Origin of the sequence: Dyella sp. (assembly GCF_035685885.1) — a bacterium.
In the GTDB taxonomy this organism is placed as follows: Bacteria; Pseudomonadota; Gammaproteobacteria; order Xanthomonadales; family Rhodanobacteraceae; genus Dyella.
In genome coordinates this window covers 1-6,065 of the sequence record NZ_DASRZX010000027.1, presented here as the reverse complement: position 1 = coordinate 6,065, position 6,065 = coordinate 1, and the positions used below count along the sequence as shown (strand labels likewise).

The following is a 6,065-nucleotide window of genomic DNA, read 5'->3' as shown; positions in this document are numbered from 1 at the left end:
CGGAAATCGAAATGACGTCGGCGCGCGTGGTGCAATTGCACGACGAAGATCGGCTGGCTGCCCGCACGCCCGGTCGCCTTGGGCTCCCGGGTCTGGGAGAAATCGCGCTTGCGATGGTATTCGCGCAGGCTCATCGCACGCTTCTCATGACGGTGACGGGGACAGCGCGCAGGCCACGACGATCATGCGGAACGACGTGACGTGCGCTTGCGCGTGGCGGTTTTCTTGGCGGGCTTGGCGGTGGCACGTTTGCGCGTCGACGTGCTGCTCGCGTTCTTGCGCGGGACGGCTTTCTTGGCGGGCGTGCGCTTCTTGCTGGCGAGGCTTTTCTGCAGCAGCGACATGAAATCGACCACGTTGGTGGCCGAGTTTTCCGGCGCTTCGGACTCTTCCTCCTCCGCGATCACCGCGCCCTTGGACTTCATGCGCTTCTGGATCACATCAAGCAGGCGGTTGCGAAATTCGTCGCGATAATCCTTGGGTGTCCATTCGCCTGACATGGATTCGATCAACTGCTCGGCCATGTCCATCTCCTTGGCGGTGATGCGATAGCTGGCGGGCTTGCCTTCGGGCAACCCGTACTCGTCCACATCCACCAGCTCCTGCGGATAGCGCAACAGCACCAGTAGCAGGCTGTCGCCCTTGGGGATCACCGCGGACAGGTATTCGCGCGTGCGGATCACTACTCGGGCAATGCCGATCTTCCCCGTGCGCCGCAACGTTTCGCGCAACAGCACATAGCCCTTCTCGGCTTTCTTGCCGGGCACCAGCACATAAGGCTTTTCGTAATACTCCGGGCCGACGGAGGCCGCATCGATGAACGCCTCCACTTCCACCGCCTCGCGCCCTTCTGGCGAGGCGGACTTGATGTCCTCGGGCCGCAGCACGACGTAGCTGCCTTTCTTGTATTCGTACGCGCGCACGATGTCCTTCCACGGCACTTCCTCGCCGGTTTCGGCGTTCACGCGCTCGTACCGGATGGGCGTGTTGCTGCGGCTGTCGAGCATGCGGAAGTGCAGGTCCACCCTGCGTTCTCCCGGCATAACCGACACCGGGACGTTCAGCAGTCCGAAGGAAAGTGTTCCTGTCCAGATCGGGCGGGCCATGGGGGGACTCCTCAAAGGGCGTCCTCGCAGCAGAAGCCCGCGCGCGTGAGCAACGGGTGAGCCGGGCGTCAAAAAGCCGGATCTAGCTGGTTTCGCGCGCTTTCCTGCAGTGCGGCGCGCAGCTCCCGGCCCAGTTCCGTCATCGTGAAAGGCTTGCTGATGAGGCGAACCCCGGGATCGAGGATGCCGTTGTGCACGATGGCGTTGCGCGTATAGCCGGTCATGTACACCACGATCAGGCCGGGGTGTTTCTCCTGCGCACGCGCGGCCAGCTGGCGCCCGTTGATGCCCGGCATCACCACGTCGGTAAGCAGGATGTCGATATCGGGATGTTCGTCCAAGGCGCGCAGCGCCGCCTCGGCATGGCCCGCCTCCACCGTGGCGTAGCCGATCTCGTGGAGCGCATTGACCACGAAGACCCGCACATCCTGGTCGTCTTCCACCACCAGTACCTTGTGCTGCGACAGCAGCGCCGCATCCTGCGTGGCCGGCAGGGGCGGTTCCACCGCTTCCGAATAATCGCGCGGCAGGTAGATCTTGACGGTCGTGCCGACACCTTGCTCGCTGTAGATCTTGATATGGCTATGCGACTGCTCACGAACCCGTGCACCTGGCTCAGCCCCAGTCCCGTGCCCTTGCCCAGGTCCTTGGTGGTGAAGAATGGATCGAACGCTTTCTGCATGACTTCCGCCGACATGCCGCTGCCGCTGCCGGTGTCGGTGACGGCCACCATCACGTACTGGCCGGCGGTCACTTCCAGGTGATGCAGGGCGTAGCTGCTGTCGAGCACGGTGTTGGCCGTCTCGATGGTGAGCTTGCCCGATCCGCCCATGGCGTCACGGCTGTTGAGCGCCAGATTGACCAGGGCGCTCTCCAGCTGCGCGCGATCGACAAAGCCCGGCCACAGGCCACCCGCCTGCACGGTCTCGATCTTGATGTTTTCGCCCAGCGAGCGACGCAGCAGCGAGGACATGTCGCGGATGCACTGGTTGATGTCCGTGGGCTTGAGCTGCAAAGCTTGTTGACGCGCGAACGCCAGCAGCTGGCGGGTCAGGTCGCCGGCCTTCATGGCGCCATTCAACGCGTTATTGGCCGGCCCTTGCAGGCGCTGGTCGTCCTCGGGCAATCGCCGCAGCAGCAATTCCAGATTGCCGATGATGATGGCCAGCATGTTGTTGAAGTCGTGCGCCACGCCGCCGGTGAGCTGGCCAATGGCTTCCATTTTCTGCGACTGGCGCAACTGCGCCTCGATGTCTTCGCGCTGCTGGATTTCCTGTTGCAGCGATGCCACTGACCGTCGAAGCGCGTCCGCATGATCGCGTCCTTCGCGTATCACCATCCAGGCAAGCGCGCCCGCCAGGCCGATGGCCAGCACGATGGCGATCATCAACAGGAATCGTTGTTCGTCCGCGGCATGGGTGCGTTGCCGCAGCATCGCACGTTCGCCCTCGTCCATGCGCGTGATGATGCTGCGAATCTGCACCATCAACTGGCGCCCGCTGTCGCCCTTGACGATGCCGGCGACAGTGTCAGCATGACCCTCTTCGCGCAAACCGACGGTACGTGCCAGTTCGTCCATCTTGGCGTCGATCAGGCGGAACAGTTGCCGTTGCTGGATCGCATGTTCCGGACTGAGCGCAATCATTCCCTGCAGCTCAGCCTCGCGCTGGGGCAGCTGTGCCTTGGCCTCCAGGTACGGCGAGAGATACGAGCGGTCGCCGGTCAGCAGAAAACCGCGCTGCCCGGTTTCCGCGTCCTGTACGAGGCTGAACAATTTCCAGGTGTTCTGATGCAACTCCAGCGAGTGCTCCACCCAGTGCTCGGCGCGGAAGCTGGACGCGACGGCCAGCACGATGAGCACGCAGGCGATCCCCAGCAGGGTGAATCCCAGGACGATGCCATGCCTGATGCGAGAACGAACCGCCACCGATTTCATCGAATCCCCCGAACCACGTCCCTTGCCCGCCGCGCCCCGTCCCAAGGGGTTTTTCCCGCGTCACCCGGCCCTGGCACGGTGCGCCAGTGCTGCGAGTTTCCCTGCCGCCGGACGGCTGTCAATCGCCTCGATGCCGATAATTTCGCGTTCAATCTCCTTCACACGATTCCTTGATTCTGTCGTCACCTTTGGGGTCGTTACCATGCACGTACGCACCGAGGTGGTGCGTCTGGCAGGGGGAAGGTGATGCGCATGATGACCAACCGGGAACGAACGACGGCCTCGCTTGGAGAACAAGCGGCTTTCGACGAAGCGGTGGCGATCTATCTGCGGAAGGTGGCCGACATCCGGCGCAAGCGGCTGGGCGCCGACCTTCTTCTGCTGCTGGCGTGCCTCCTGCTGGCCGGTTGCGCCGCGGCCTCGCCCGCATTGCGGCTCGCCCTGCTGCCGCTGGCATTCGGGGTGGCCTGGGTGGGCATCCATCTTCGCGATCGCATGGTCCGCGCGCGCGCCGTTCTTCGTTGGTGAGCCCTACCGCTTGGATACTTTGCTAGCACGGCGCCACGGCACGCCGGAATCGATTCCTGCCGTGAACAGACTTGGCCACAGGCCAGCGATGAAAGTGCCTGCCTCCCGTTATGGCAATGTCGTCCCGCGCTGGATGAGCGAGGCCTATGGCTTGCCGACGGCCGACCAGGCCATGGACTGGCTGCTGGCCACGATCTGCGAAACCCTGGGCGCGGAAGCCTGCTTCATCCTGCGCCTCAACAGTGCAGGCACGCACGGTGCCGCGGCGTGGGTCCATGGGCCCGCCGCCCAGTCGATGCCACGCGATCCCTATCCTTTGACCGGAAGCGCACTGGAAAACATCCTGCAGTCGCCGTTGCCATTGCATGCCGAACCGGCCCAGCTTGCCAGCGACCCATGGCTGGCCAACCGTGGCTTTACCGGCGGCGCGATGGTGGCCTTGCAACAAGGGCCGGTGCGCTTCGGTTCTCTGGGCGTCTACTTCACGCACGAGGAACCCAGCACGATAGAAGCCATCGACCTGCTCGGCGAAATGCGGGTCCTCATCTGGCCCCTGCTCTGCTGGGGAATGATGGGAGCGGCGGCCGGCGTGGACGCTGCCTCCGCGCAGGTCGCGTCGTTCGGCAACGCCGTCCATCGCGCCAACAACATCCTCAGCAACATCGTACTTCTCACCGATCTGGCATCGAGCCTGCCGTGCGGACAGGACAGTGCGGAAATGACCCAGGTATTGCAGCGCATCGCTTCGGAAAGCGTGCGTTGCGCGGACGTCCTGCGCGAGCTCGCTCCAGGCTGAGGGGAAGCGGCGCCATCGATGCGCCGCCCTCCCCGTTCCGGGCTTAGTGGTGCTTGTCGTAATCCCGCTGGCGATCGTTTTCCTTGCCGATCTCCTTCTGGACCTTGCCGGCGTTTTTTTCGATGTTGCCCGCCGCCTGCTTGACAGGATTACCCGTTACCTTGCCGACGCCTTCCTTGATGGCGCCCTTGACTTCGTGCTTGGTACCTTCTACGCGATTCTTGTCCATGAGATTCTCCTGCGCCGCTGGATTGCGGCGGGAATCTTTTTAGGTTCTGAAAAGTGCCACACGGGTGAAATTTGCGAAAAGCTTCGCAACGCAGGCCATGCCTGTCGCCTTGTCCATGCCGTTTGTTAGGGCAACGCCAACGCCACATGCGCACGGCGTGCGGATTCATCCGCAGTTGCTCAGTCGAGCATGCCGCGCACCTTGCTCAGCAACTGCTCGATCTCGAACGGCTTGATCAGGATATCCATGCCTTCATCGAGCACTTCCTGGTTGGAAAGCGTGCTCTCGGCATAGCCCGTCATGAAAAGGATCGGCAACGACGGCCGCCAGGCGCGCGCCGCTTCCGCCAGCTGCCGCCCGTTCATGCCGGGCAGTCCGACGTCGGTCAGCAGGAGATGGATCGAACCATCGCCACGCAGCACGCGTAGCGCGGATTCCACATCCTCCGCCTCGGTGCAGCGATAGCCGGCGTCGGAAAGAAGCTCGCGTGCCAGCGCGCGCAGGGATGTGTTGTCCTCCACGATCAGGATGCTTTCACCCTGCCCCTGCGCCCAGTCGGTTGCCAGGTCGACTTCCACCTCTTCCTGCAGCTGGCCGCGCGGCAATGTCAGGCGCACCTCGGTGCCCACGCCTTGCTGGCTGCAGATGGTGGTGCGGCCGCCCGACTGGCGCGAGAAGCCGTAGATCATCGACAAGCCCAGCCCGGTGCCCTTGCCTATCGGCTTGGTGGAGAAGAACGGCTCGAAAACACGCTCCAGCACCTCCGGCTCGATGCCGGTGCCGTTATCAATCACGGCAACCTGCACGTAATCCCCGTCCGGGAGTTCCTCGTCACCGTGCAGCGATACGGCTGCCGTCAGCACCCGGATCTCGCCACCATTGGGCATGGCGTCGCGCGCATTGATCACCAGGTTGATAAGGGCATTTTCCAGCTGGTTGGCGTCGACGTTGGCGATATTGGCGCCGTCCATCAGGTCGAAACGCAGTTCGATGTGCTCGCCGATCGTGCGCCGGAGCATGTCGCCCAGCGAGCGCACGAGCTGATTGACGTCCACCGGTTTGGGATCGAGCGGCTGCTGCCGCGCAAACGCCAGCAAGCGGTGCGTCAGCGACACGGCCTTGCGCGCCGAACCCAGTGCCATGTCCGCAAAACGCTGCACGCCTTCGACGCGGCCTTCGGAGACATGGCGGCTCATCAGGTCGATGCCGGTGATGATGGTGGTCAGCAGGTTGTTGAAGTCGTGCGCGATGCCGCCGGTGAGCTTGCCCAGCGAATCCATCTTCAACGCCTGGTGCAACTGGGATTGGGTGCGCTCGCGCTCGGCGATCTCCTGGGCCAGCTGTGTGTTCACCGATTCGAGCGCAGCGAAGTGCCGTTCCTCGCGCTTCCACTGTTCGGTGACGTCCTCGACAAACACCAGGCTCAGGTCCGGTGCGCGGTAGGGGGCAACGCGCCAGTCGATGTAGCGG

The 6,065-nt window shown here is 63.5% G+C and carries 7 protein-coding genes; 2 read left to right on the top strand and 5 right to left on the bottom strand.

The features are described from left to right. Positions 1-182 precede the first annotated feature (182 nt). The 3 genes from VFG49_RS03645 to VFG49_RS03635 all read right to left on the bottom strand — a co-directional run bounded on the left by VFG49_RS03645 (position 183) and on the right by VFG49_RS03635 (position 3,033). On the bottom strand, positions 183-1,106 hold the full coding sequence (locus tag VFG49_RS03645; RefSeq protein ID WP_324858149.1) for a Ku protein: 924 nt from the start codon (positions 1,104-1,106) through the stop codon (positions 183-185). Between the two features lie 68 nt (positions 1,107-1,174). Then, positions 1,175-1,519: a response regulator gene (locus VFG49_RS03640; RefSeq protein WP_324858148.1), complete on the bottom strand. Its 345-nt coding sequence runs from the start codon at positions 1,517-1,519 to the stop codon at positions 1,175-1,177. Then, positions 1,402-3,033: a CHASE3 domain-containing protein gene (locus VFG49_RS03635; RefSeq protein ID WP_324858147.1), complete on the bottom strand. Its 1,632-nt coding sequence runs from the start codon at positions 3,031-3,033 to the stop codon at positions 1,402-1,404. The genes VFG49_RS03640 and VFG49_RS03635 overlap by 118 nt, the downstream gene beginning before the upstream one ends. Positions 3,034-3,288: 255 nt before the next feature. Between VFG49_RS03635 and VFG49_RS03630 the strand changes: the two genes are divergently transcribed. Beyond that, positions 3,289-3,570: a hypothetical protein gene (locus VFG49_RS03630; RefSeq protein ID WP_324858146.1), complete on the top strand. Its 282-nt coding sequence runs from the start codon at positions 3,289-3,291 to the stop codon at positions 3,568-3,570. Between the two features lie 88 nt (positions 3,571-3,658). Then, positions 3,659-4,366, top strand: a complete 708-nt coding sequence (locus VFG49_RS03625; protein ID WP_324858145.1) for a hypothetical protein — start codon at positions 3,659-3,661, stop codon at positions 4,364-4,366. 43 nt (positions 4,367-4,409) lie between these two features. Here VFG49_RS03625 and VFG49_RS03620 read toward each other — a convergent pair whose 3' ends face one another. Together VFG49_RS03620 and VFG49_RS03615 are read right to left on the bottom strand one after the other, a co-directional pair. Next, positions 4,410-4,595, bottom strand: a complete 186-nt coding sequence (locus VFG49_RS03620; RefSeq protein WP_324858144.1) for a CsbD family protein — start codon at positions 4,593-4,595, stop codon at positions 4,410-4,412. 179 nt (positions 4,596-4,774) lie between these two features. Next, positions 4,775-6,065 (bottom strand): ATP-binding protein (locus VFG49_RS03615; RefSeq protein WP_324858143.1); only part of this gene is annotated, 1,291 nt, incomplete at its 5' end.